Origin of the sequence: Desulforhabdus sp. TSK, assembly GCF_022836495.1 — a bacterium.
In the GTDB taxonomy this organism is placed as follows: Bacteria; Desulfobacterota; Syntrophobacteria; order Syntrophobacterales; family Syntrophobacteraceae; genus Desulforhabdus.
In genome coordinates this window covers 68244-89388 of sequence record NZ_BQXM01000010.1, presented here as the reverse complement: position 1 = coordinate 89388, position 21145 = coordinate 68244, and the positions used below count along the sequence as shown (strand labels likewise).

At 55.3% G+C, this 21145-nt stretch carries 23 protein-coding genes; 16 read left to right on the top strand and 7 right to left on the bottom strand.

Features of this window, described 5'->3' with window-relative positions; genetic code table 11:
• Nucleotides 1–313 precede the first annotated feature (313 nt).
• From MWC30_RS08030 to tatA, 6 genes are all read left to right on the top strand, one after another.
• The gene (locus MWC30_RS08030) at nucleotides 314–1333 is read left to right on the top strand and encodes a polyprenyl synthetase family protein (protein ID WP_244083649.1); all 1020 of its coding nucleotides are present in this window, start codon (nucleotides 314–316) and stop codon (nucleotides 1331–1333) included.
• A gap of 328 nt (nucleotides 1334–1661) precedes the next feature.
• Complete coding sequence (locus tag MWC30_RS08025) at nucleotides 1662–2471, top strand: bifunctional precorrin-2 dehydrogenase/sirohydrochlorin ferrochelatase (RefSeq protein ID WP_244083648.1); 810 nt, start codon at nucleotides 1662–1664, stop codon at nucleotides 2469–2471.
• Nucleotides 2408–3235: a c-type cytochrome biogenesis protein CcsB gene (gene ccsB, locus MWC30_RS08020; RefSeq protein WP_244083647.1), complete on the top strand. Its 828-nt coding sequence runs from the start codon at nucleotides 2408–2410 to the stop codon at nucleotides 3233–3235. The genes MWC30_RS08025 and ccsB overlap by 64 nt, the downstream gene beginning before the upstream one ends.
• An 8-nt stretch (nucleotides 3236–3243) precedes the next feature.
• A complete protein-coding gene (gene hemA, locus MWC30_RS08015; protein ID WP_244083646.1) occupies nucleotides 3244–4608 on the top strand; it encodes a glutamyl-tRNA reductase in 1365 nt (454 codons plus the stop codon).
• A gap of 13 nt (nucleotides 4609–4621) precedes the next feature.
• Nucleotides 4622–5023, top strand: coding sequence for a hypothetical protein (locus MWC30_RS08010; protein WP_244083645.1), 402 nt, complete (start codon nucleotides 4622–4624; stop codon nucleotides 5021–5023).
• Between the two features lie 28 nt (nucleotides 5024–5051).
• Entirely contained in the window at nucleotides 5052–5237 is a 186-nt protein-coding gene (gene tatA / locus MWC30_RS08005) for a twin-arginine translocase TatA/TatE family subunit (RefSeq protein WP_244083644.1), read from the top strand.
• Nucleotides 5238–5491: 254 nt separating this feature from the next.
• Here the strand turns inward: tatA and MWC30_RS08000 are convergent, their stop codons facing one another.
• Nucleotides 5492–5968 (bottom strand): single-stranded DNA-binding protein, encoded by a 477-nt coding sequence (locus MWC30_RS08000; RefSeq protein WP_244083643.1) that lies wholly within the window; start codon nucleotides 5966–5968, stop codon nucleotides 5492–5494.
• A gap of 313 nt (nucleotides 5969–6281) precedes the next feature.
• Between MWC30_RS08000 and MWC30_RS07995 the strand changes: the two genes are divergently transcribed.
• Together MWC30_RS07995 and MWC30_RS07990 are read left to right on the top strand one after the other, a co-directional pair.
• A complete protein-coding gene (locus tag MWC30_RS07995) occupies nucleotides 6282–7028 on the top strand; it encodes a 1-acyl-sn-glycerol-3-phosphate acyltransferase (RefSeq protein ID WP_244083642.1) in 747 nt (248 codons plus the stop codon).
• A 45-nt stretch (nucleotides 7029–7073) separates the two neighbouring features.
• Nucleotides 7074–8753, top strand: coding sequence for a ribonuclease J (locus MWC30_RS07990; protein WP_244083641.1), 1680 nt, complete (start codon nucleotides 7074–7076; stop codon nucleotides 8751–8753).
• Nucleotides 8754–8800: 47 nt separating this feature from the next.
• Here MWC30_RS07990 and MWC30_RS07985 read toward each other — a convergent pair whose 3' ends face one another.
• The 3 genes from MWC30_RS07985 to MWC30_RS07975 are packed head-to-tail and all read right to left on the bottom strand — an operon-like array spanning nucleotide 8801 to nucleotide 9912.
• Nucleotides 8801–9244, bottom strand: a complete 444-nt coding sequence (locus MWC30_RS07985) for a hypothetical protein (RefSeq protein WP_244083640.1) — start codon at nucleotides 9242–9244, stop codon at nucleotides 8801–8803.
• Nucleotides 9234–9413 (bottom strand): hypothetical protein, encoded by a 180-nt coding sequence (locus MWC30_RS07980; protein WP_244083639.1) that lies wholly within the window; start codon nucleotides 9411–9413, stop codon nucleotides 9234–9236. The genes MWC30_RS07985 and MWC30_RS07980 overlap by 11 nt, the downstream gene beginning before the upstream one ends.
• 31 nt (nucleotides 9414–9444) lie before the next feature.
• Nucleotides 9445–9912: a hypothetical protein gene (locus MWC30_RS07975; protein WP_244083638.1), complete on the bottom strand. Its 468-nt coding sequence runs from the start codon at nucleotides 9910–9912 to the stop codon at nucleotides 9445–9447.
• 326 nt (nucleotides 9913–10238) lie between these two features.
• Here MWC30_RS07975 and MWC30_RS07970 point away from each other — a divergent pair, with 326 nt between their 5' ends.
• On the top strand, nucleotides 10239–11054 hold the full coding sequence (locus MWC30_RS07970; RefSeq protein WP_244083637.1) for an epoxyqueuosine reductase: 816 nt from the start codon (nucleotides 10239–10241) through the stop codon (nucleotides 11052–11054).
• A 32-nt stretch (nucleotides 11055–11086) separates the two neighbouring features.
• Here MWC30_RS07970 and MWC30_RS07965 read toward each other — a convergent pair whose 3' ends face one another.
• Complete coding sequence (locus MWC30_RS07965; protein WP_244083636.1) at nucleotides 11087–11896, bottom strand: sirohydrochlorin cobaltochelatase; 810 nt, start codon at nucleotides 11894–11896, stop codon at nucleotides 11087–11089.
• Between the two features lie 437 nt (nucleotides 11897–12333).
• A complete protein-coding gene (locus MWC30_RS07960) occupies nucleotides 12334–13170 on the bottom strand; it encodes a RimK family alpha-L-glutamate ligase (protein ID WP_244083635.1) in 837 nt (278 codons plus the stop codon).
• Between the two features lie 241 nt (nucleotides 13171–13411).
• Between MWC30_RS07960 and MWC30_RS07955 the strand changes: the two genes are divergently transcribed.
• The 7 genes from MWC30_RS07955 to hpnI all read left to right on the top strand — a co-directional run bounded on the left by MWC30_RS07955 (nucleotide 13412) and on the right by hpnI (nucleotide 19398).
• Entirely contained in the window at nucleotides 13412–13942 is a 531-nt protein-coding gene (locus tag MWC30_RS07955) for a DUF4337 family protein (protein WP_244083634.1), read from the top strand.
• 296 nt (nucleotides 13943–14238) lie between these two features.
• Nucleotides 14239–14856, top strand: coding sequence for a hypothetical protein (locus tag MWC30_RS07950; RefSeq protein ID WP_244083633.1), 618 nt, complete (start codon nucleotides 14239–14241; stop codon nucleotides 14854–14856).
• A 124-nt stretch (nucleotides 14857–14980) separates the two neighbouring features.
• On the top strand, nucleotides 14981–16420 hold the full coding sequence (gene hpnJ / locus MWC30_RS07945) for a hopanoid biosynthesis associated radical SAM protein HpnJ (protein ID WP_244083632.1): 1440 nt from the start codon (nucleotides 14981–14983) through the stop codon (nucleotides 16418–16420).
• A 25-nt stretch (nucleotides 16421–16445) separates the two neighbouring features.
• Complete coding sequence (gene hpnK, locus MWC30_RS07940; protein ID WP_244083631.1) at nucleotides 16446–17363, top strand: hopanoid biosynthesis-associated protein HpnK; 918 nt, start codon at nucleotides 16446–16448, stop codon at nucleotides 17361–17363.
• A 33-nt stretch (nucleotides 17364–17396) separates the two neighbouring features.
• A complete protein-coding gene (locus MWC30_RS07935) occupies nucleotides 17397–17819 on the top strand; it encodes an EamA family transporter (protein ID WP_244083630.1) in 423 nt (140 codons plus the stop codon).
• Nucleotides 17820–17842: 23 nt separating this feature from the next.
• A complete protein-coding gene (locus MWC30_RS07930; RefSeq protein WP_244083629.1) occupies nucleotides 17843–18211 on the top strand; it encodes an EamA family transporter in 369 nt (122 codons plus the stop codon).
• A gap of 26 nt (nucleotides 18212–18237) precedes the next feature.
• On the top strand, nucleotides 18238–19398 hold the full coding sequence (hpnI, locus tag MWC30_RS07925; RefSeq protein WP_244083628.1) for a bacteriohopanetetrol glucosamine biosynthesis glycosyltransferase HpnI: 1161 nt from the start codon (nucleotides 18238–18240) through the stop codon (nucleotides 19396–19398).
• Between the two features lie 20 nt (nucleotides 19399–19418).
• On the opposite strand, the gene MWC30_RS07920 is transcribed toward hpnI, so the two are convergent.
• Nucleotides 19419–21065 carry a methylenetetrahydrofolate reductase C-terminal domain-containing protein gene (locus MWC30_RS07920; RefSeq protein WP_244083627.1) on the bottom strand — a complete coding sequence of 549 codons (1647 nt, stop codon included), beginning with the start codon at nucleotides 21063–21065 and terminating at the stop codon, nucleotides 19419–19421.
• Between the last annotated feature and the right edge of the window lie 80 nt (nucleotides 21066–21145).

Here is a 21145-nt window from a genome sequence, read left to right as displayed (position 1 = left end):
TTGCTCTCCCGCGTAGAGTGGGCTTTGCCCACCAACCAATGCTTTCGGCGCAGAATGGTGGGCAAGCCCACCCTATGCGGCAACTCTCGTTGTAGTACGAAGAAACCGAAGGAATGTGGAATTGGACCCACTCCCCCGCATGCCTTCCGGAGTCCTTCCAGAGACTAAAACGCTTTGACATATGGCAAAATATTCGTTATGAAGTGGCTTTTACAGGGCGATTTTGGCCTTGGGGGCGGGGGTTACAGCTTCATCTGAATCAGATACTGAACCACCAACAGTCGATATATGGATCAAGCAGGCACATAATATAGTGGACTCTTTCGTTCTGCCCGGTACTGTTTCACCCGACTCTGAAGACATCAAGCAGCGGATTTACGCTCAGATTCGCCCTGACTTGCTGCGCATCGAGGAAGAAATCCATCGCAACCTCGCTTCCAGCGTGCCGCTCATATCCGTTGTCGCCCGTCACATCATGGGAAGCGGCGGCAAGCGACTGCGTCCCCTGCTCATGATCCTTTCCGCCCGCCTTTGCGGTTATGCCGACAACCACGACGTACCGCTGGCAGTCGTTTTCGAGCTCCTTCACGCATCATCCCTGTTGCATGACGACGTGGTGGATCATGCTGAATTTCGTCGAAATCAACCCGCTGCCAATACGATCTGGGGAAATCCCAGTGTGGTTTTGGTGGGTGATTTTCTGTATTCCAAATCGATCTTAATGACTGTCGGATATGGAAGCGTTCGCATTCTCGAGGTCCTCTCATCAGCTACCACCCAAATGGCTGAAGGCGAGGTGCTCCAGTTGGTTCATTCCGACAATCTCGAAATAGGCGAAGAGGAATACCTCAAAGTCATCACACGGAAGACGGCGGTCCTCATCAGCGCAGCCTGCCAGGCGGGCGCCATCTTCGGTGGAGGGACTCCTGAACAGGAGGAGGCGCTGCGGGCCTACGGATACTATCTGGGCATCGCTTTTCAGCTCATCGACGACACCCTGGACTACACGGGAGACGTCAAGGAACTGGGCAAACCGGTCGGCAACGACATCCAGGAAGGCAAAGCAACCCTTCCCCTCATCCATACCATGAAGACGGCCACTCCATCCGATAAAAAGCGACTCCGAGAGATCTTCTGCGCAGAGCATATCTCCCAGGAGGACTTCGGACTGGTCAGAGAGATAGTACACCGCGCGGGAGGAATCGACTACACGATCCAATCGGCCATGGATCATGTTCAGATGGCTAAAGAGGCCCTGCAGGTGTTTCCTCCACATCCCACAAAGACAGTCCTGACGGACATAGCAGATTATGTGCTCTGCCGCCGCGTGTGACCTTTTCCCCTTCTAAACGATCTTTGCTGCTCAAGCCCCAAAATGGATGTCAAGTGCGATGGTCGCCATTCTCGGGCCGAGGTCCCGCGGCACCTGTTCCATCCCATTCCCTCTCCTTGTTTCACAGTCTCATTCATGTTAAAAACAGCTACTTTTCGGAGTTTAGCGGGCAGGCTCTATTAAGACAACAAGACATTGCTCTCCCGCGTAGGGTGGGCTTTGCCCACCAACCAATGCTTTCGGCGCAGGATGGTGGGCAAAGCCCACCCTACGCAAGAACTCTCGTTGTAGTAGTACTGCCTGCCGCATGGAGCCAGCCAGGAATCCTTTGAGCGCTTCGCGAGACCAGCAGGAGCAGGACAGCCACCATGACCATGGATCGAAAGGTCGATTGAGCCGCATGCAGCCCATGTATTATCCATTGTTCGTCTCGCTGGAGGAGAGGGTTTGCCTCGTGGTGGGGGGAGGCTCCGTCGGAGAGCGTAAGATCAAAGGATTACTCCGCTTTGGCGCGACAGTGCATCTGGTATCCCAGGGGCGTACCCCCTGGGTGCAGGAGCAGTGCGAGAAGGCTCATATTCGTTTGCTTGGGGCAGAGTACAGCATACAAGCCCTGCAGGGAGTGGATCTCGTGTTTGCAGCTACCAGCGACAGGGCTTTGAATCGCCGGATCGCAGCAGATGCCCGCATGAGGAAGATTTGGTGCAATATGGCCACCGACCCCGATGAGGGATCGTGCATGGTGCCCTCCATCTTTCAACAGGGCCCCCTCACCATCGCTATCGGAACAGGAGGTTTGAGCCCTGCACTGGCGCGCCGCATCCGAGAGGGGATCGAAGCCCAGTTCGGGCGAGAATGGGCGATTCTGCTTCATTTCATGGGGCTGGTGCGAAAGGCTGTCCAGGCGTGCGGCATGGACACTGCCGAGAATCAGGCCATCTTTCAGAAAATTTCACAACTGCCCCTGACGGTATGGATACAAAACAACCAAAAGGAACCGGCCATCCGAACCATTCACCCCATCTGCAAGTCCTGCATCAGTTGGGAAGCATTGAATCAATTTTGGGATGAATCATGGAATCTGTTTTCCTCGTCATCGCTACCCTCTGCTACTGCATCGGAACGGTCGGATACCTGATCTATCTGTTGAGAGACTGGACTCCGATCCATTGGGCTTCGTGGGGGATCTTACTGGGCGGTGCACTCTTTCATGCCGCCGCCATCCTGCTTCGTTCCATGGAGCTCCACCAGCTGGCGGTGACTTCAAGCCAGGAGGCCCTCTCCTTCTTTGCTTTGATGCTGGTGACCACCTATCTTGTCATCCAGATACGGCTGCAACTGCGCATTCTGGGGTCCTTCGTCGCTCCCCTCGCGGTTCTCTTCATGTTTCTCTCCAGCCTTCTGCCGGCGCACATCATCCCCAAAGGCGGGATATTCCAGAGCGGCTGGGTGATTTTCCATGTAACGACTCTTTTTTTTGCCAACGCATTGTTTGCGCTGGCGTTCAGCGCTGGTGTCATGTATCTGCTGCAGGAGCGCCAGATCAAACGGAAAAATTTCGGTTATCTGTATGAACGCCTCCCCTCTCTTGAGCGTTTGGACAAGATCAACTATTATTGCCTGACGACAGGCTTCCCCCTGATGACCGCAGGTTTGATCACCGGCTTCGCTTACGCCAGCTCCAGTACGGTGTGGAGATCTCCGTGGAGTTGGGATCCCAAGGAGATTTTTGCGCTGATCACCTGGATCATCTATGCCGTTTCATTGCACGAACGGCTGACCGTGGGCTGGCGTGGGCGGAAAGCTGCCTGGATGGCCATTTTGGGCTTTCTGGCTGTCCTCATCACCTTTTTGGGTGTCAATTTGTTTTTGAAGGGACACCACACGACATTTATCAGGTAACATTTGCGATGTGTCATATTATCCTCCTGGGCATGAACCATAAAACAGCTCCCGTGGCCATACGGGAGCAGCTGGCGGCAGCGTGCAAGCAAGAGCTCGAACCACTGCGGATGCTGCCGCACCTGGAATACGTTGACGAGCTCCTTTTCCTTTCGACCTGTAACCGCGTGGAATTTTTGTTCACCTGCACCCAGGTGCACGAGGCGATTCAGCAAGTCACCGCGCTGCTGAAGGCCCACCTGGGGAGTCCTGTAACGTCTCACGTGGAATCCTATTTTTATGTCTACCAGAACCTGGAAGCAGTCACTCACCTGTTTCGAGTAGCCGCCAGCCTTGACTCCATGGTGGTTGGTGAACCCCAGATCCTGGGACAGCTCAAAACCGCTTATCGGGATGCTACTGAATGCCGAACGGTAAAGGTCATCCTCAATCGACTCCTTCATAAAACCTTTTCTGTGGCCAAGCGGGTGCGCTCCGAGACCTGTATCGGCTCCTGTGCGGTCTCCATCAGTTATGCCGCCGTGGAGCTGGCAAGAAAAATCTTTGGTGAACTGGACGACAAGAAGGTGCTCCTCATAGGGGCGGGAGAGATGGCCGAACTTGCCGCAGAGCATCTCCTGGCCCAGGGGGTCCGCAACATGGCCGTGGCCAACCGGACATTGGAGAGAGCGGTCCAACTGGCCCAAAGATTCAAAGCGGAAACCATCCGTTTTGATCATATCCACGATGTCCTGAAGGAAATGGACATCGTTTTGACTTCCACGGGCTCCCCCGAGCCCATTCTGAAGTATCAGGACATCAAATCCAGGATGCGCCAGCGCCGCAACAGGCCTCTTTTTTTCATCGACATTGCCGTGCCACGCGACGTGGAGCCGCGGGTCAATGAAATAGACAACGTGTACCTTTACGACATTGACGATCTCCAGGGCGTCATCGAGCTCAATCGGGAGGAACGCAAAAGAGAAGCAGAGCGCGCCGAGCACATCATTGCAGAAGAAACGCTGCGCTTTCAGGAGTGGCTGGGAACTCTGGATGTCGTGCCCACCATTATAGCCCTGCGTGAAAAGGCGGAGACCATTCGCAGATCGGAGCTCCAGAAGACCCTTTCCCGCTTCACACATCTCGGTGAAAAAGAGCGCCTGGCACTCGAAACACTCACTCAAGCCATTGTCAAGAAAATGCTTCACGACCCCATCCTTTTCCTTAAGAAAAAGGGGGAGCGCAAGAGCCGGCAGTTTTGCGTCGACTATGTGCAACAAATTTTTAACCTGTCTGATCGGATGGATGGGTTGGATATCGATTCTTGCACATTGACTCATGGGTCCACAAATGTTAAAGACTCGACTAACCTCTTGAAAAGTATTAAAAAATAGATAGGGTTACGCCATGGCTGAAATCATCGAGTTTGGAAGAAGAGCGCAGAATTTGAGGTCGGTGAAAGACTCCGGTCTCCGCCAGCGCAAGATCGAGGCATTGAAAAAGATCTTTCAGTGTACCCGGTGCATGATGAAATGCGCCAAGTGTGGAGCTCAGATCGAATCGGACTGGAACGATCCTCAGAAGTTCGCCACCCCCTATCCCTTTTGCAGAAATTGCCACGAGGAGTACGAGGAGTACAAAGAGCGGATCAACGGCAAAGGGTCTGCTCCCCGGTATTACTGGCACAATGAGGCTTGGATGGAAGTGTGGGGAAGCTGGTTGGAGCATCAACAATGGCTGGACCAGTACAGACAATCCAAAGAATTCCTCCAGCTCCTCGAAGAAGCCGAGGAGCTCATGAAACAATAGCACTCCATTTTCTCATCAAGGAGCACTTATGATCGGTGGAATCGGTATGCCCGAATTGATTATCATTCTTGTCATTATCCTCATCATCTTTGGGGCGGGGAAGCTCCCTGAAATCGGAGCAGGCCTGGGCAAGGGCATTCGTAATTTCAAGAAGGCCACGGCGGAAGCGGTGGATGAATCCGGGGAAAACAAGGAAAAGATTGAACAGAAGTGAGGATAGGATGCATTTTATGCACCATCCTTACTTCAGAAACTTTTCTGTCAAGAATGGTACGTAAAACGCACCCTACTACATCTACAAACGACGGATATACATCGGCAGGATGAATAGCTGTTTCCTGCCTGAATCCTGAAGTCCCCCTGCGAAGGGGGACTTCAGGGGGATGCATCGTAACGTCAACACCCCCCTGCCCACTTCAAGGCGGGAAGTGCACTGTTCCATGGGATGGAAACTGTCGCCAGCCTGTACTAAAAGGGAATATCGTCCTCTTTCACTCCCGAAGGGGGAGGTAGCTCTTCGCCGCCGGCGTGCCCGGAATAGGCTCCTTCACCACCAGTCTTGCCATAGGCTGCACCGCCCTGCCCCTGAGGCGCAGTTTCCTCGCCTGCCCCTCCTGCCCCTCCCAGAAGCTGCATTTCCCGTGCGATGATCTCTGTAGTATACCGCTTGACGCCCTGAGCATCTTCCCACTGCTGCGTCCGGAGAGATCCTTCGATATAGACCTGTCGTCCCTTGCTGAGGTAGTTGCCGGCTATTTCCGCTGTCTTTCCGAAGGCCACCACGCGGTGCCATTCCGTACGCTCCTTGGTCTCGGAAGAGGGATCGTAGTCGTTGGTTGCCACATTGAATTTCGCCACAGCGGTTCCGCTGGCGCTGTAACGGATGTCCGGATCGGCACCCAGCCTGCCTACCAAAATGACCTTGTTGACTGTACCTTTCGCCATGTCCTTATCCTTTACAGAGGGATAAAAATTTGGATTCTGGAAATGATTTTTATAACTTAAAAAAACGTATAGCACAGGCAGCGAACCCGGAACAAGCCTTAATGAGGACGGCCAGTCCGACTGTCCGAGCATTGTCTCGAGCCGGGATACATACGCTGAAAACGGTGAAAAGTACCACTGCGGGAAAATGCCCGGTTGACTCGATTTGCGAAACAGTTTACATTCCCAGCACGGACAGAATAATACAACCATTTGTTTTTTATACTTAATCCATATCGTCTTTTGTTGATTCAACGGGCCAGAGAGGAAGTCCATGAAGACGCTGCGCTCTGTTTTTTTTTACTTCACCATCGTTTGGTCCACCATCCTTTTGGGAGCGTCAGCCGTAATCCTTTTTTACACAACACGAAAGCACGCCGCACCGCATGCCTGCAGCAGACTCTGGGGAAAGGTGCATCTCTGGGCTGCCGGGGTGCGGGTTGAGGTAAAGGGCCTGGAGAACATCGATCCCACAAAGCCTTGCATCTATGCAGCCAATCACCAGAGCTGGTTCGATATTTTCGCCATCCTGGCAAAGCTCCCGGTAGAGTTCCGTTGGCTGGCCAAGGAAGAGCTCTTCAAGATCCCGATTCTAGGGATAGCCATGACTGCCAACGGTTATATTCCCATCGATCGCAGCGACCGCCGCAAGGCATTTGCAAGCCTCAATCGCGCTGCACTCATCGTGCGGAATGGGGCATCCATCGTCATCTTTCCCGAAGGGACCCGCAGTCCGGACGGCGTCCTCCAGGATTTCAGGATGGGCGGGTTTGTCCTTGCCCTCAAGTCCCAGCAGCCCATCGTTCCCATCAGTATCAGCGGTTCCTACCGCATCCTCCCCAAGCATGGCGGCTGGAAAATCCACCCCGGAGTGATTCAATTGACGATCGGCGCCCCTATCCCTACGGCGGGGCTGACATCCAAAGACCGGGAGGACCTCGTCCAGGCTGTGAGGCAAGCCATCCGCGCACACCTGACGGAGCGCGAGGGCGGATTGCTTCCAGATCATTCATCTGTTTGAGCATCTTTGTTTTTCCATTGTCACGAAAGGATCTGCTCGTCAATCATGACTAATCATTCAGAACCATTGCAACCCCTCAAAGTCATTCCCCTGGGTGGGCTCGGAGAAATTGGGCTCAACATGATGGTCGTCGAATACGGCGAGACGATCTTCCTCATCGATGCCGGCCTCATGTTTCCCGAAGACGACATGCTGGGCATCGATATCGTGATTCCGGACTTCTCTTACCTCCAGCAGAACCGACAGCGCGTCCGTGCCCTTGTCGTCACACACGGACATGAAGATCATATCGGCGCCATTCCCTTTCTCTTGAGAGAATTTCAGCTTCCCATCTATGCGACTCCCCTGACCCTGGCCCTCATCCGGGAAAAGCTGAAGGAGCACGGACTCCTGTCGCGGTCGGAGCTCATTCAGGTTCTCCCGGGTGAAGAGGTCTCCATCGGTCCGTTCGGAGTCGAATTCATCAGAGTATGCCACAGCATTCCAGACGGAGTCGGGCTGGCCATTCGCACCCCTGTGGGCGTATTGGTGCATTCGGGGGACTTCAAAATCGACACTACTCCCATTGACGCTCGGCGGTTTGATGTGGCGCGTTTTGGAGCATACGGCGAAAAGGGGGTTTTGGCTCTCTTCTCGGACTCCACCAACGTGGAGCGGCCGGGATACACTCTTTCAGAGAAGGACGTCGGACAAACCTTGCGCAGCATTTTTCAGGAATGCTCCGGACGCATCATTGTGGCTGTATTTGCCAGCAATCTGCATCGCATCCAGCAGGTCATATGGCTGGCACGGCAATTCAAGCGGAAAGTGCTTCTCAATGGGCGGTCCATGGTCATCAATGTCCGCATCGGGAGAGAACTGGGTTACCTGGATTTTCCCCCGGAGGAGGAGCTCACGCTGCAGGACTTGGCGAGGTTACCCGATGCGGAAGTCCTGATGCTCACCACGGGAAGCCAGGGGGAGCCCATGAGCGCACTCACCCGCATGGCTTTCGACGATCACAAGAAGCTGAAGGTCCAGGAGGGGGATACTATTGTCTTTTCCTCCAAGTTCATCCCTGGTAACGAACGCACCATACAGAACATCATCAATCATCTCTACCGCCACGGCGCAGAAGTCATCCATGAACAGGTCAGGGATATCCATGTGTCGGGACACGCCTACCGCGAAGAACTGAAGGCCATGATCTCACTGATAAAACCTCGTTTCTTCATTCCGGTTCACGGTGAATACAGGCACTTGGTAAAGCATCGGCAGCTGGCCATCGATATGGGAATGTCCCAGGAAAACTGCCTCCTGGCAGAAGATGGAGCCACGCTGCTCTTCAGCCCCGAGGGGGCCCGCCTGGGGGCGCGTGTGGCGACGGGAAGAGTCCTGGTGGATGGCAAGGGCGTGGGGGATGTGGAAGGGCTCGTCCTGCGAGATCGCCGTCATCTCTCGGAGGACGGTCTCGTCATCGTGTCATTGGTGATCGACAAGGAGACCAAGGAGATTCTCAGCGGTCCGGATATTTTAAGCAAGGGATTCATCCAGGAAGAAACGAAACCCGAAATTCTCGACAGCGCCAAATGCGTCGTCTTTGAAATCCTGGACCGTTTGCTGGAACAGGATTTCGAAGTGGATTGCAGCCTGCTCCAGGGGGAAATCCAAAGGGAGCTGAAGCGCTTTTTCAACCGGGTACTCTACCGTCGTCCGGTAATCTACGCCTTGGTCGTGGACATCTGACGGCCGGCCTGGCGCCTGACAGCAGCCCCCATCGGCAGCGCAGTAACTCATTCTTGCAGATCGATCCTGACTCTGTCGGAATCCGCACTCTTGATTTTCATCTCCACCAAGAGCTTCAATTTTTTGAGGTCCCTTGCCAGTTCCGGTGTCGATAAACCCTCGCAGCGGTCCACCAGATCCGACGCCCGGGCATAGATGTTGCGATCCAGGTAAAGCTGCCCCCCATTTTTGGGCACGGCCCTCAGGGCCGGCAGTGCATCCAGTACGATATCCAGGGCATCCCAGACCAGTTGGGGGTTATCCTGGACGAGGCGGGTAAACTCGGATCGATGGCGGCGGTAGAGTTGATCCACGAAATCCCTGGTGGGCTTGGAGACCGGAATGTCGATATCTCCCAGGAGCTCCTCCGCGAGCATCTCCTGCCCAAAGATTTCGCCACCGCTCGCTTCCTGAGCGTAACGCACACTCGTTCGTGAGGTCTCACGTGCCATGGCCCCGCCTTCCCACGGAAACGGCAGGCCGATCGTCAAGACCAGGAGTGAGATAAGCCAGCTCCCTGCCGTTGTATTCCACTTCCTTTTTGGCTTCATTGTTGGATCCCTCGAAAGTTTTGAAAAAAGGGTTGCAGCAGCATACTTCCTGAAAGGCCATCTGGTACATGATTCCAAGTTTCTCCAGACGCTGCGTCGTGTCAGCGGCGTCCGCGGATTTCCAATCCCATCGCAAAGGGCCATAGCAACAGGGGACGCCAGAACGTCTTGATATGGAGAAAATCTCCCTTGGAAAAAATATCCTTCAACACAATATCCGGGTTGTCCTGCCACTTGAGAATGGGTGGCTCCACCGCATGACTTCGTGCAAGCAGGGGCAGAGAGACGTTTTTCGGCAGAAGCTCCCCCTTCCAGGTAAAGAAGTACTGCTCCACGACGGGAGCGTCATGGGCATAATCCACGTAGCAAAGCTGGAATCGGCTCCAGGGCATGATGATTCTCTCAAAAACGATGGAACCGTGCGGCCAGGACTCAAAACGCACAAAGGGAAGCGGTACGAGCAGAAGCAAGACAATGGAAAGAGTGACATATCGGTCCCACTTCCTGGCCTTTTTTTCCAGCGCCCCGGAAGTGTCATGGGATGGTGTATCGAGCGTTTCCGAGTGCAACCCAAACTCCCCTTTTCAGATCCAAGATTTCGATCAATCGCCCTTGCCGGATGTTTCCATTCGACATGGGAGCATATCCGCACCCCACCGGCATGACAACCATCTTTTATGTCTATCGCGCCGTTCAGGATTTCCACAGCCCCGACAGGCCCATTCCTTGCCCTGCTTCCACCGAGGCCTTGCCGTTCATCTCAGACTATCTTCAAGGATTCACCGTCGGATCGAAATGCCGGGCAGAATTTCAAAGGCGGCATATTGACCCGGTTCCACAGGAAAGATAGGATGAATCCTCTGGATTTTCACTGAACCTGACTCAAGGAGAAAAAATGTCCCCCACTGAAACACCGAGGACCGACGGCTTCACCAGGGTCCTTCAAAACGAAGCACGGGAGGCAATCCGGCAATGGCGTGAGCAGCATTCCGATGACAACTACTGGGAGGAACCCCTTCTGGCTGTTGCCCGAGCCGAAGATCCCCTTTTCCCGAGGCTCAAAGAGGTGGCAAGCCCGGAGCACTCCATGCCACGGGACATTCTTCCCGGGGCCGGCTCTGTTGTTGTTTTCTTTCTGCCTTTTCAGAAGCGCGTCGGACGCGAGAACGCCGAAGCCACCCCTTTTGCCGCCCGTTCCTGGGCCGAAGCCTATGTGACGACCAACCGCCTCATCGAGTCCGTCAACATTCGTTTGAAAGCCTGCCTGGAACAAGCAGGCCACCAGGCATCCATCACCCCCGCCACTCACAATTTCGACACCCAGAGGCTCGTCAGCGGATGGTCTCACAAGCATGTCGCCTACATTGCCGGCCTGGGAACTTTCGGGATCAACCACCTGCTCATCACCCGGGCGGGCTGCTGTGGAAGACTGGGCAGTCTCGTCACCAGCATGCCCCTGCCGCCTACCCCCCGCCCCCATGAAGAATGGTGCCTGACCAAGGCTGGCCGGAAGTGCCTTACCTGTGTCGCCAGGTGCAGTTACGGAGCCCTCCACGAAAACCGCTTCGACCGACACGCGTGCTATGAACAGTGCCTGCGCAATGACGCACATTTCAGCGACTTACCCCTGGTGGATGTGTGCGGGAAATGCTCCTGCGGGATGCCGTGCAGTCATGAAATTCCCGCCCCCATACGGAGGAACGCTGAATGAGACGGAGAGATCCCGTCGCACTGCCTCACAAATTACTGTTCCCTGGCCTCAAGAACTTCTCGTAGATGGTCTACCCAGACCTCGACGATTTCAGGGAATTCGGCAATTCCCGTAAGGGATACTTCGCACGTGTACCCCTCCCTCTGGAGGATGGACTTCCAGCTGTCCGGCCCGTCTCCGGCCATATCGTCGACAGCGTGCACGCCCGCAACCACCATGAAGGGCATCAAGTACACCTTTCGGCTGCCCTTCGTGGCGAGCCGGGGCAAAACGTCATGAAGGGATGGGTACCCGTCGACTGTCGCCACATGCACAGCAGGGGCCACATTCTGCAGGAGATAATTCATGGCCGCGTAGAGGGCGTCTGCCGGGTGTTTTTTGCTCCCATGCCCCATGAAGATGACGGCGTCTTCAGGTCTTCGGTCTCCGGGAATGGTGTTGAGCAACCCTCGGGCCACTCGCGCCAGGTCTTCCTGGGAGGAAAGGAGAGGACGAGCGATGCCGACACGCCGAAATCCTCCGCTCATCTCGGCAAAGAGATGGGCATTGCGCGTCAGATGATGGAATTCCTCACCGGGGATCACGTGCAGCGAGAGGATCGCCACCTCCTCAATGCCTTCATCCATCATACACGCCAGGGCCGTTTCGGGAGAATCGGCCGTGTTTCCCTCCCGCCACAGCTTTCTCCTGATGGTCCTGGATGTGAATGCCCAGCGGATATCCGCGCTTGGAAAGGCTTTCCTTACTCTCTCTTCAATGAAATGATAGGTGTTTCGTCCTCGCGGTTCACTCGTCCCAAAAGCCACCAGGAGGATGGCTCTCTTTGGATTGGAAGGCAGCATCGGTATTCATTCCAGTGATTTAATGCGGCAGCGGTGCGGCTTGCGCAACGGTCAAAGGCTTTCGGCCACTCTGGAGACGCGGATGAGGACACCGTCCTCCAAAACTCTTTCCACTTGGGCAGCCCCTCCGTTGTGAGCTGCGACTCTCTCGAACTTGCCCTGTTGCTCCTGCGTGCAGAGCATTTGAAAACTGTCGCCGGGGCGCATGAACCTGAGACGTAAACTTACGTCCTGAAAGCCGGATCAACAATCCGAGCGGTAGTCCGTCCAGGGAGACTTCTGTGTCTCCCCCTCTTTTGCAGGCAGGCGGGTTTCTCTCCCGGGCCGGGATTTTTCTTGGTGATCAAGTTTCATACGCTTCTCCAATGATTAACAGGCAAAACCTTGTCATCAAATGATTTTACTTTTATTTCGGCAAAGGATGTGTACAAATCCTTTCACGTTGTAATGCGGGCCTCCCCGCACTTCGACAGGCGGTGCGCTATCCAATGGTCCACAGCCCGTCTCACATACCGGTAGTGACCGGCGGATCCCCCCAGTCCTTTTCGGCCGAAATGAAAATTGATCTCAACGAATACGGGAGGACCATCATCAGGGAACATGAGGTCGAAGCCTGCAATATCAATTTTACTGCGTTGGCAAAAATTCTGCACTGCCTCAATGCCGCGCTGCTGGTCCTCCGGATAGGCCTCATGGTCCAGACGCCCTCCCCGGCAGACATTGTTGTAGAAACGGCCATCACCCATGCGGAAGTAGCTGACGGCAAAGTCTCCGTAAATTACCACACGGAGGTCCCGCCCCCCGTGAACGATCCACTGCTGCAGCAAAGCCGGTTCATGGGGAGAAAGATGGGCACAGTGCCGGGAGATGTCAGCCGGGGAATAGATGGGGAAGACGGTGCTTCCGCCTCCCCCCCTGTCGCCCTTGAGAACCAGGGGATATCCCCAGGGTGAGCCCCATTGCCTGAAAAAAGCCAAAAGCTCCGGCGTCGAGTCGAACAACCGACTTTCGGGGTGACGCACATCCAGCTCCCGGAAGAGTCGTATTTGCGCGACTTTTCCCACGCAGGTAAAACGCGTTTCCAACCTGGGGAACCAGTCGCAGGCCCAACGCGTGATCTCACGGTAACGCCACGGAGAAATATAGCCGGGGAGGATGACTCCGACAGCCTCCTGGATGAGACGCTGGACGGGAGCCACGTCAATGGGCTCAAACAGGGGCAGGTTTTCTTCCATCCGGATGGCTGGATGAAAAGACAGAAAATACGGGGGCATGACCGTAACGCCTTAAGATCGTCTGCAGTTTTAAAGATCTGAGCTCACACAGGGCAGAAACTCTGACAACATAGCATTAACGGCTTCGGAAGCGAAGGGTCAGCTCATGGGCGGTACGGGTATTGCCGCCCCCCATGGTCAGCCTATCGCTCCGTCCCAACGCCTGCAAAACAGCACTTGCAGGTGATTTTCCTCTTCGATTATATTACCCGCGCATTCATACAACACATGTGGAGGGTCCGTGCCTGAATTTGAAAATGAAAAATGGATTGTCAGAGCTGCTTTGATCACGGTCGTTCTTGTTCTTTGCACGACGTTGACCACTTTCAAGATCGCCTCGTCCCTGGCGACGGTCGAGGAAGAAAAAGCTTCCACCATCTCCAGAAGCGCTGATTTTTTTGCCAAGAATGTTCGCGATCACAGTTTTCAACTCCAGATGGATGTTTTTGAATTGAAAAAAATGCTGGGAAATGCCGGCCCATCTGCGCAAAAGTACATTGAAGGGAAGGTCCGCGACTATGACGAGGCAGTCAACCGCTTCAAAAAGGAGCAGGACAAGATAGAGGAGGAAAAGCAGCTCATCCTCAAGGAGGTGGAAGCTTCCCGGAAGCACAACAGAAATTTGATTCTGGCCGTAATTTTCCTCCAGGTGGCGATATTCATAGCCGTCGTCAGCGCTCTCCTCAGGAGGAGAGTCCTCTGGCTCTCATGCCTGAGTGTGAGCGTGCTTGGCCTGATATACATGGCCAACGGATTTTTCCTGTGGTTCTGATGCACGAATGGAGTGATCCGCCTGACGGTATATCCCCACCAGTGAAGCCCCAATTCTCTGCTATCGTCTCTATCGTCAAATGCTTTTCTCCATTCTCGAATTCATGCGATGATACCTGGAAGGCGTCTATCCGAGTGGAGAAAACCGATATATTCCTTTTTCGCTGCTGTCAAAAGCCACTTCATGGCATGGCCCTGCAGCCCATTGCAGATCCCCTGAGGATCCATCTGTGTTATAAATGATCCAATCGGCACGACTCTCTACCGTATGAACCCTTGCAAAGTAAGGAGTTTCCCATGAAAAAGGCTGCGATATTCCTTGTCGCCCTGATGGTTCTGGCTCTTCAAGGTCTCGCCCATGCCGGTGCACCCCGTGAGATTGCCGGCATTCGCCTGGGAGCCCCCCTCGAGCAGTACAGGGATTTGATTCAAGAAGACACGAGGATTCCGGTCCGCCATATGAAATATATCTCGGAAGTTCAAATGAAGCCCATGGACGGCTACAAGAGCGGATATATTTATTATGGAAACTGCACCAGCCCCGGCACAGTTTTCAAAATCAAATTGAAATACCTGCGCGATGACAAAGAATTCTTCAATGAGCTGCTGGAGCTTTTCAAGGGCAAGTTTGGAAAAGCCAGCGAGTACAGGGGGGATGCTTTTGGGGGCTACATCGCGTGGAAATGGTCTTTCACGGATGAGCACAAGAACAAAATCAGCCTGATCCTGCAGCACAACAGTATAGACGAAGAAGAGTACACGAGCGGAAATTCCATCAAACTCGCGATCACGACGGCAATGGACAAGGAACGTCAATGCTATGAAGCAAAATACCCCGGAACCAGGAGAGATGCCAACACGGCCCAGGACCAATCGAAGGAGATCAAAAACCTGAAGATTTTTCTTCCGGAATGATTGCCTCCATCCGGCAGGTCGGGAACAACTGCCCGAAAAGCCGAATCCCGCTCATGCCGGTACCCTGGCACGCGCTGTTACGCCGGGGTAAACTCTGCATCTTTGAAATGAAAACGGAGATTTCATGAAGACCCTTCTGCTCAATCCCCCATCGTTTGAGAACTTCGATGGCGGCGCCGGCGCACGCTGGCCCGCACGGCGAGAAATACTCTCTTTCTGGTACCCGGCCTGGCTGGCCTATCCCGCTGCGCTCATCGGGAACAGCAGACTGCTGGATGCGCCTCCCCACGGCGTAACTCCGGACGAAACCATTCGCATCGCTCGAGATTTCGACTTCCTGGTCCTTTTTACCAGCACGGTGGGCTTCGCCAAGGATGTACATCTTGCGAAACAGATCAAGGATACCCATCCCCAAATCAAGATCGCCTTTGTAGGCCCCCCGGTCTCCATACAGCCTGCCGAGACCCTCCAGGCCTCGACCGCCATCGATTTCGTGGCGCGCAGGGAATTCGATTATTCCGTCACGGAATTTGCCCAGGGCAGGGAGTTGGGGGACATACTGGGCATCAGCTATAGAAAAAGCGGGCAGATCGTCCACAACCCGGACCGCACGCCGCTCACGGGCCGGGACTTGGATGCTCTGCCGTTCGTTGTGGACATCTACAAGCGAGACCTGGATGTCACCAGGTATAATATTCCCTTCCTCCATCACCCTTTCATTTCACTTTATACCTCACGCGGGTGCCCTGCGCAGTGTACCTTCTGCCTTTGGCCGCAGACCTTCAGCGGCCACCCCTGGCGGACGCGCAGCAGCGAGAATGTCGTGGCGGAGCTCCGGCGTGCTTTCGAGCTTTTTCCCAGCGTCAAAGAGTACTTTTTTGACGACGACACCTTCGCCTGGGGAAAGTCAAGGGTGCTTGATATCTGCAGGCATCTGAAGCCGCTGAACTTTACCTGGTCCTGCAACTGCCGCGTCCATGCCGATTACGATATGCTCAAGGCTATGAAGGATGCGGGATGCCGACTCCTTGTCGTAGGGTTTGAATCGGGAAATCCCACGATTCTAAAAAACATCAAGAAGGGCGCGACGGTAGAACAGGCCGTCACCTTCATGAAAAACTGCAAAAGCCTGGGGCTGACGGTTCATGGGGATTTCATCATTGGACTGCCGGGAGAGACGCGAGAGAGCATACAGCAAACCATGCGGTTCGCCGAGCAGCTGGATCCGGAAACCATCCAGGTCTCCATTGCCCACGCCTTCCCGGGAACGGAGTTTTACGAATATGTCACCCGAGAGGGCTACCTGACGAACGACAGCATCGCCGACGAAATGGGGCACCAGCTCCCGAACCTCCGCTACCCGGGGCTGAATCGCCAGGAAATCGTGCAGGCAGTGGAGGATTTTTACGGCCGCTACTATTTCAGACCGCGCGTGATTTTCCGGATCGTGCGGCGGGCTCTTTCCGACAGAAACGACCGGGCGAGACTTTACAATGAAGCGCGAGAATACCTGCGCCTGAGGGCCAAGAGAAAGATATTTACGCGCAGCAAGGCTCCCGCATGAAGGCGAGAGTCTCAAAGTACTCCTGATGATTGCTCGGACGAAGAAGGCAGAGAAGCCCCGGCTGATCATCCATGCCGATGACTTTGGCGCATCACGGGAAGTCAATGCAGCGGTACTCCGCGCTTACCGGGAAGGGCTTCTCACCAGCTGCAGCCTGATGGTGGGAGGCGAAGCCTTCCAGGATGCCGTCCTGGGCGCTAAGGATCACCCCGGCCTCGCAGTGGGGATACACCTTGTGACCGTCATGGGACGGGCTGTGCTCCCGCACCGGGCGATTCCCCATCTGGTGGACCTTCAGGGGTATTTCCGTCGGAACCCCACCTGGAGCGGGCTGAAATACTATTTTCTCTCCGCGGCACGTCGGGAACTGCGGCAGGAGCTGCAGGCCCAGTTCGAGCGCTTCGCAGCGACTGGGCTGACCTGCTCACACGTCGACAGCCATCTCCACATGCATGTACATCCGGTTATTTTCGATGCAGCTTTGGAGCTGGGAGAGCAATTCGGGATACGCTGCATGCGTGTGCCCCGGGAGGATCTGGGCGCTTCCCTCCGGACAGAAACAGGAGGATTGCTCGGAAAGGCGGTCGTAACATTTATTTTTGATCTCCTCACGCGGACCATGCGGAAAAGGCTTCGCCATCACGATTTTGTCTTCACCGACCGGGTATATGGCCACCTCATGAGCGGCAGGATGGATGAGCGCTATGTCGTCTCCGTCATCCAGAGCCTTCAACCCGGAACCACCAGTGAGATTTATTTCCATCCCGCCGTCTATCCTGCCGGAACGGCCCTTCATCCCCGGGAGGCCCAGTGTGCTCGGGAATTCGACATCCTCATGAACGGCAGCCTACTGCGGCGGATGGAGGAACTGGGAATCCGGCGGAGCGTCTATCGGGACTTGCTGAAAGGGGCTGAAGCTTCCCGGCTTGCAGCGCTGCACTGATCTTCCATCGACCCAACAAGTGGACACGGAGAAATGAAAACCCCCATTGTTTTGACACTGGCTATCCTGGCTCAGGCCATTGGAAACACCTGCCTCAGCAAAGGAATGAAAAACATCGCCGCCCTAAGCTCCACCGAAAATGGGTTTTTTCTCAGGATGATCCTGCATGCCATGGGAGATCCCACCCTCTGGCTGGGGACTCTCCTGCTGATCCTCTTTTTCATTCTTTTTGCCGCTGCCCTCTCCTGGGCGGACCTGAGCTTCGTCATTCCGGTCATTTCGTTCGGATACATCGTCAATGTCGCTCTCGCCCATCAATTTCTCGACGAACCCGTCTCTTCCATGCGGTGGCTGGGCACGGGGTTCATCTTTCTGGGAGTCATCCTGGTGTCCCGGACAGGATCCAGGCGCACGGCAGCGGCAGACAACCCGATACAACGATCCCCGGCCCGCTGACAACCGTCTGAAGGAATCCTCACATGCTGACTGCCGTCATGATCACGATCATCGTACTTTCCAACGCCGCGGGAGATGTTCTCATATCCCGGGGAATGAAATGCATCGGGGAAGTGAGCACTCTGCATCCCCGGAAGCTCCTCACCATCGGGCTTCAGATCATCACCAACAGGGATTTCCTCCTGGGGGTTTTTTCCCTGGCCATCAGCTTTTTTTCTTTCCTGGCTGTTCTCACATGGGCGGACATGAGCTTCGTTGTGCCGGCGACGTCTGTGTACTATGTGGTGAGCATACTCGGCGCAAAATTCATACTGGGAGAGCGAATCAGCCGGCTGCGATGGGCGGGGACCGTCCTGGTGTGCGTGGGAGTGGCCCTCATTTGCCTTCCTTGACGGCCCGATTCGTGGAGCTTACCGCCATGGGACCCGGATGGATCGACCTTTTGCTTACCGCCCTGACCTCGTGCTCCATTCTCTACTATTGTCTTTGCATTGCTGCGGCCAGGAGATTTTTCGCGGCGAAACCGTCCACTCCGGTAGGAGTCTTCCCACCGGCCACCCTCTTGATCCCCCTCTGCGGCTCGGATTTCAAGGCGTATGAAAATTACGCATCCTTCTGCCGGCAGGAATACCCAGCCTACCAGATCGTTTTCGGCGTTCAGCACCCCGAAGATTCATCCATCGAGGTCGTTCGAAAGCTTATGGCGGACTTTCCACAGGCAGACATGGACCTGGTGATCGATTCCCGATGCATCGGCGTCAATCCCAAGGTGAACAATCTCCACAACATGCTCGCAAAAGCCAAGTATGACGTGCTGGTCATCGTGGACAGCGACATTCGCGTGAAGCCCGATTACCTGGTGACACTCATTCCCCCCACCCAGGATGAACGGGTCGGCCTCGTGACAACTTTCTACCGGACCGGTGAAGCCCCCTCTTTGGCAGCGAAGATTGAAGCCCTGGGCATCACCGCGGAATTCGCTCCCGGGGTCCTGGCCGCACGGCTGGCCGAAGGGATGTCCTTTGCCCTGGGCGCCACCATGGCCCTCACACGTGAGAAGCTGGAAGCCATCGGGGGATTTGAAGCCATCGCCCATTACCTGGCGGACGATTTCATGCTGGGAAATCTCCTCTGGAAGGCTGGATTTGAAATTCGCCTCCTTCCCTACACGGTGGAAACCTTCCTGCCCCCGTCAGGCATGCGCAAGATGTTCCGGCACCAGGTTCGCTGGGCTCGGGGGATCCGAGCCTGCCGTCCGTGGGGTCATACGGGTTCCCTCGTGACCCATGGAACAGTACTCGCCATCCTCAACGCTCTCGTGCACGGCGGATCTCCCTCCAGCCTCGGTTTCTTCGTCCTGGCCGTTTCGGCCCGGCTGGCCATGGCCTGGACCGTGGGGGTGCAGATGCTGGGCGACCGTATCCTGGCCCGGAACTTTCACCTCCTGCCCCTGCGGGGCATTTTCAGTTTTGCCGTATGGATGGTGAGCCTGGTGGGAAAAAAAGTGGAGTGGCGGGGACGATTTTACAGAATCGTCGAGAATGGAAAAATCGTCCCCATGAAATCAGCGGGTGAATGAGAGGGTGGTCCAACTTTGAATCATGTCTTTCGGGCGACTCCTCCCGTTTCAGCCCCGGCTTCTTCCTGCTCGCCGTCATGCAGACTCGCCCCTGGACCACTCCTGCCGGCCTGGAAGGCTGCCGGAATTTCACTGCGAGGCCCACTGCATGTGTTGGAGATCTCGATCCCCATGCTCTGGTGATCACGCCGCATGTGAAAGTTGAGCCACGAGGATGTCCGATTGAGCTCCCACATGCGGGGCGGGACGCAACCGAATGCCAGCTCTTTCGTCGCACCGACCGCCGCCAGTCGATTGTAGGCCCTGAACCAGACGCAATGCCGCTCCGGACGCACTTCACATCGGCCGTCGCGGCTCCCGCCGCATGGACCGTTGCGAATGTGCTTGGGGCACTGGGATTCCGGGCAAAGAAACGCAACGTGCTGAATGGCGCAATCCCCGCAGCGTCGGCAGCTGAGGAGTAGTGTCTTCGTCGAATCTTCCACCACTCGCATCACGAGATGTCCCGCCCTTCTCTTGTCCATCTCGCTCGCCACAATGCGCAGTCCGCGCGCCAAAGGACTGTCGAAAGCGAAGAGGAAATCGTGGGTATGCTTGAACCACTGGTAGCCGATCCGTTCCAGCCGGGAGGATGTGCCGCTGAAGGGATGGAGTGCGTTGGTCGAAAGTCCTGTCGTGGGATCTTTCTTATAGACATAGAAGCCGTTTTCTTGAGGAAAATCGAAGTCGCGTACAAACTCTTCCCATCGGGACTCTATTTCCACCGACCGGTCCAGGATTTGGGCCACCGTCTCAAAGCTCTGGTGAACACCGCTGACGTGAACTCCACGATACCCCATCCCCTTGACGACAGCGATCAGCCGCGCCGAGCGCTCGATTGCAGCCTTGCGTCCTGCATGCTTGTTGCGCCATTCGTCCTTCACCAGCTTGAGCAGCTTGTCGGTGACGACCACACCCGGGATCTTACCGCTGTTCATGATTTGAGCGACAGCCGGGGTCAGGTGGTATATGGACGCCAGGGTGGGGATTTGAATCCCGAAGTCACGTTGGATCTGCAAGAGCTCCTGAAACTTTCGAGCATCGTAGCCCAGTTGAGTGATGACGAAATGTGCCCCGGCGGAGACCTTCCGGCAGAGCTTGGCATACTGCGCAAAGGTTTCGGCCTCGGTACTTTTGAAGGGTGAGACGGCACACCCAATGAGAAAGCTTTCGGGATCGCCGCGCTCTTCCACTTTTCTGCTCATCATGTTCAGGGCGCAAATGAGATTCACGGAATCGAGATCGAACACGGGCTTGCCCATTCCCCCAAAACCGGTGCCGGAATAATCTCCTGTCAGTGCCAGAATGTTTTTCATTCCCAGCCGGTCCAGCTGCCAGGCCCGACTTTCCATGCCGATGCGGTTGGAATCTCGACAGGTAAAGTGAATGATCACGTCCATTCCGAAACGGAAGATCTCATTGCCGAGCCCATCGGGACTGAGGGAGGGATTGCCTCCCGGATTGTCCGTAATGGAGACGGCCGAAATGCGTCCGTCGGCATAGGCGTCGGCGGCCATTTGCAGGACGGTATCGATCTTGAATCCCCTGGACTCCCTGCCTGGTACGAGCTCCAGGGTAATGACGAATTTGGCGGGGTCCAAAATGTCGTGACGCAATACGCGCAGCATGGTTTACCTCGTGAGCCTGAGAAAGGTCGCCATCGTCTTATTTCACGACCTCAATGGATTGAAAGCTCTACTCTTCCGGG

Bases quoted from the DNA above. Each gene is read 5' to 3' on its own strand.
- MWC30_RS07980 (WP_244083639.1), bottom strand. From the start codon at position 9,413: ATGTACCAGATGGCCTTTCAGGAAGTATGCTGCTGCAACCCTTTTTTC.
- MWC30_RS07935 (WP_244083630.1), top strand. From the start codon at position 17,397: ATGAAAACCCCCATTGTTTTGACACTGGCTATCCTGGCTCAGGCCATT.
- MWC30_RS08010 (WP_244083645.1), top strand. From the start codon at position 4,622: ATGGCTGAAATCATCGAGTTTGGAAGAAGAGCGCAGAATTTGAGGTCG.
- MWC30_RS07985 (WP_244083640.1), bottom strand. From the start codon at position 9,244: ATGGCACGTGAGACCTCACGAACGAGTGTGCGTTACGCTCAGGAAGCG.
- hpnI (WP_244083628.1), top strand. From the start codon at position 18,238: ATGGGACCCGGATGGATCGACCTTTTGCTTACCGCCCTGACCTCGTGC.
- MWC30_RS07930 (WP_244083629.1), top strand. From the start codon at position 17,843: ATGCTGACTGCCGTCATGATCACGATCATCGTACTTTCCAACGCCGCG.
- MWC30_RS07960 (WP_244083635.1), bottom strand. From the start codon at position 13,170: ATGCCCCCGTATTTTCTGTCTTTTCATCCAGCCATCCGGATGGAAGAA.
- MWC30_RS07920 (WP_244083627.1), bottom strand. From the start codon at position 21,065: ATGCTGCGCGTATTGCGTCACGACATTTTGGACCCCGCCAAATTCGTC.
- MWC30_RS07950 (WP_244083633.1), top strand. From the start codon at position 14,239: ATGAAAAAGGCTGCGATATTCCTTGTCGCCCTGATGGTTCTGGCTCTT.
- MWC30_RS07990 (WP_244083641.1), top strand. From the start codon at position 7,074: ATGACTAATCATTCAGAACCATTGCAACCCCTCAAAGTCATTCCCCTG.
- MWC30_RS08000 (WP_244083643.1), bottom strand. From the start codon at position 5,968: ATGGCGAAAGGTACAGTCAACAAGGTCATTTTGGTAGGCAGGCTGGGT.
- hpnK (WP_244083631.1), top strand. From the start codon at position 16,446: ATGATTGCTCGGACGAAGAAGGCAGAGAAGCCCCGGCTGATCATCCAT.
- MWC30_RS07995 (WP_244083642.1), top strand. From the start codon at position 6,282: ATGAAGACGCTGCGCTCTGTTTTTTTTTACTTCACCATCGTTTGGTCC.
- MWC30_RS07970 (WP_244083637.1), top strand. From the start codon at position 10,239: ATGTCCCCCACTGAAACACCGAGGACCGACGGCTTCACCAGGGTCCTT.
- tatA (WP_244083644.1), top strand. From the start codon at position 5,052: ATGATCGGTGGAATCGGTATGCCCGAATTGATTATCATTCTTGTCATT.
- hemA (WP_244083646.1), top strand. From the start codon at position 3,244: ATGTGTCATATTATCCTCCTGGGCATGAACCATAAAACAGCTCCCGTG.
- hpnJ (WP_244083632.1), top strand. From the start codon at position 14,981: ATGAAGACCCTTCTGCTCAATCCCCCATCGTTTGAGAACTTCGATGGC.
- ccsB (WP_244083647.1), top strand. From the start codon at position 2,408: ATGGAATCTGTTTTCCTCGTCATCGCTACCCTCTGCTACTGCATCGGA.
- MWC30_RS07965 (WP_244083636.1), bottom strand. From the start codon at position 11,896: ATGCTGCCTTCCAATCCAAAGAGAGCCATCCTCCTGGTGGCTTTTGGG.